The organism is Candidatus Dependentiae bacterium (genome assembly GCA_018897535.1).
In the GTDB taxonomy this organism is placed as follows: Bacteria; Babelota; Babeliae; order Babelales; family UASB340; genus UASB340.
In genome coordinates this window covers 1-3605 of sequence record JAHIKO010000080.1, presented here as the reverse complement: position 1 = coordinate 3605, position 3605 = coordinate 1, and the positions used below count along the sequence as shown (strand labels likewise).

The window sequence follows — 3605 nt, the reverse complement described above, 5'->3', positions numbered from 1 at the left end:
TGCATTTGAGTTTGTTCTTATATTAGTTACATTTGTATTTATTCTTACATTTTGACTTACTATTGCATTACTGTTTTGCTTCGTTAATCTAAAGTCTGTAATTATTGTGTTCGAATTATTCTTTATCTCATTCTTAGCAAATACTATTGCATTAGAATTATATCTAATTCGCTTATCTTGAGTTACAATCGCATTTGAATTATATCTAATTCGCTTATCTTGTGTAACAATTGCATTGGAGTTTGTTCTTATATTAGTTACGTTTGTATTTATTCTTACATTTTGACTTACTATTGCATTGCTGTTTTGTTTCGTTAATCTAAAATCCGTAATTATTGTGTTCGAATTATTCTTTATCTCATTCTTAGCAAATAATATTGCATTCGAATTATATCTAATTCGCTTATCTTGTGTAACAATTGCATTTGAGTTTGTTCTTATATTAGTTACATTTGTATTTATTCTTACATTTTGACTTACTATTGCATTACTGTTTTGCTTCGTTAATCTAAAATCCGTAATTATTGTATTCGAATTATTCTTTATCTCATTTTTAGCAAATAATATTGCATTCGAATTGTATCTAATTCGCTTATCGTGCGTTACTATTGCATTAGAATTATATCTAATTCGCTTATCTTGAGTCACAACAGCTTGTGAATTATATCTAATTTTTTCAATCAGGCCTTCGCCTCTGGCTGCATAGCTTATAGTACCGCTCGAAACAAGCGAAAGATATTTACCAACAGTTCCACTACCAAAACGAATTTTACCTTCATTTCCGGTTCCATCATAAGCAGCAGGATCAAGCCATAAAGTCAAGCCATCAACAGTCAAAGATGCATTTGTGTCAAAATTCCAATTATAATTTTTTGTAATTACTGTAGTTGGACCATCAACATAAAATCCACCCTGTCTTGTATAAAATCTATCTTCAAGTTCTATTACTACATTTGAAAGATTAACCGTACCGGCATCATTTTGAAAATCAATCCAACCTTTATTTATTCCAAGGCCTTTTATAACACAATCCGTTATATTTAAAGTTGCATTATTTCTAACATATATTGTTCCACCGGATGTAAGATCTAAAATATTACCCTCACCTCTTATGGTTTGAGTTCCCCAAACATTCCAAGTTCCGGAGAGAATAGTTTTACTATTCAAATTCCAATCCGTTCCATTATAAATATCAAGAGTATGTGTAAGATTTAAAGAACTTTTTCCACCAATTTTTAAACTATTTCCTTGAAGATCAATAATTCCGGAACCGGTAATAACTCTATCATCTGCCATGTGTAAATCTGAATCAAGATTAATTCTGCCGTTTCTAAGTTCAATATCAGAATTAAGAACATTTTGAATGCCAATATTTAACACAGAATTTTGATTTTCCAATCTTATTGCATCGGTATTACTAAATATTGGCTGGCCTTGCAACTTATTTCCTGAACCTACAACATTTATTTTTTCAGAAACCGTTCCGGCTTCACTTTTAAATGTTTTATTTCCATCCAAAATTATTTTTCTGGTTGCTGTTGGACTATATTTTCCAATAATTTTATTTTCAGTACTATTTTCTTCAAAAATACCATTATCAAAAATAATATTTTGACCCAAAATAGTACTTCCGGATTTTTTTTCCAAGCTGCCGGTCCAAGAAGAAATTGGGTTATTAACATTAAATTTAGCGCCATTATTTAATGTTATTTTTGAACCCTTACTGGAAAAATTTAATCCTGAAAATATATTATTAATTGATAAAAAAATGAGAAATACAAAAGATTTAAATTTACTCATCTTCTCTCTTTTTTAAAAAATATTCATTACTCTTTTAAATATTCTACAAATATTTTAATCATTAAACAAATAAAAGAATTGAAATTAAAAATCAACAAAATATAAATTTGATTATTTAATAATTATTTAAACACTATATCCTTAATATCTTAAAATATATATTACTTACACCGGAATAAGAGTTTTAAATTTCAATAGGCCCATATAAATCTAAATTCGCGGAAGCCAAAATATTCAAAGTTAAATCAGAATTAAAAACTATAGATTCTGATAAAGCAATACCTAATGCACTAATTGTTACTTTATTATCCAAAAACAAAGATCCTGCAGATAATCTTAACCCTGTGTTTGTTGATAATAAAGTTGTACCATCCAAATATAAACCCGAACTAACATCGGTCATGTAAATTAAATCTTTATTATTTCTTTTTGGAGCATAACTAAAAGTAAGATTTTGCGATAAATACAATCTAGAGTCACTATTAATCGTACTTGTTTGTCTTGAAGCATATGTAAAAAAATTTGTCCCACTGATAATAACGTCTTTATCAAATAAAATAGATCCCTGATCGAATAAATAATTACTGGTCAAAGTAAGAACACAATTTTGCACGATTAAAGAAGAATTATCAGATAAACATTTTAAATTTTGTTTGGATAAACCATAAATCTCTGCATTTTTAATAGTCAAACTTGATCCGGCGCCAATATTAATTATTCCACTTGTATCAAGATTAATTCTGTTTCCATTACCATTTATTGAACAACTGTTAAAAAAATTTGCAGTCATTTTAATATTTAAATCGGAATTTAATATCAAATCAGTATCATAAAAATCCAAATCCCTTTTTGTGATTCCATATACACGAACATAGTCTCCCTGATCTCCGGTTGCCAAATAATTTTCACCATGAGCCCATTTTGCACAATAAACATCTGATGGAACCTCAAAGCCAGCTAAAAGCAACAATTGATTATTATAACTATTAAAATAATAAGTCTTTAAATCATTTCCGGCTTGATCATCTCTCCCTGAAACCAAATAATTGCCATTATTACTCCAATTTACCGAATAAATAGTATAAATTTCTCCAACATATGCAGATGTGACATCGGTTAATGAACCGGATGCAAATCTGTAAAGACGTAATCGCTCAGTTGTCGCAGACAATCCAACGGCAATTAAATCACTATTAGGTCTCCAATCAACCGTTTGAATAACAGATCCTGGTGAAACTGCCACATTTTGAGTTAATGATGTAGCGCCATTATAATATAAGACTCTTAATGAATTTGTTGCTGTTGATCCATCACCCACTACAATATATTGTCCGGTACTATCCCAAGAAATAGCATCTCTTGCTGCAGTACCAAATCCTGTTAAAAGTAATGAAGCTTGCAATGTAATTGTTCCTGCTGAAAAAGAATAAACGCGAACATAGTCATTAGATTGTGATATAGCCAAATAATTCCCATCACGACTCCACGCAACCGCGCGAACACCGGTACCAATTTCAGCACCTGATGTTTGAGATAATGTAGTGCCATTCCAGCTATAAATTCTTACCTCAAAACCAGTTATTGCAGCCTGAATTCCAATCGCCAAGTAATATTGGCTGGGATGCCACGCTACCGTGTTAACATCGTTTGCAAAAAGCAAAGATGATAAAAGATTTAAACTTGAACCATCAAAGCCTAAAATTCTTAAATTATTTCCAGTACCAGAATCTCGCGTTTTTTCACCTATTTCTTTCCATTTATCATCCACGGGCCGAACTAATGTTTGAATCCAAATCTGTTCCCCG

General features: G+C 30.5%; 2 protein-coding genes. Both read right to left on the bottom strand.

The features are described from left to right. Positions 1-1800: hypothetical protein (locus KKE07_05100; GenBank protein MBU4270219.1), on the bottom strand; the 1800-nt coding region annotated here is incomplete at its 3' end. 184 nt (positions 1801-1984) lie between these two features. Beyond that, the coding region (locus KKE07_05095; protein ID MBU4270218.1) for a hypothetical protein at positions 1985-3605 on the bottom strand (1621 nt) is incomplete at its 5' end.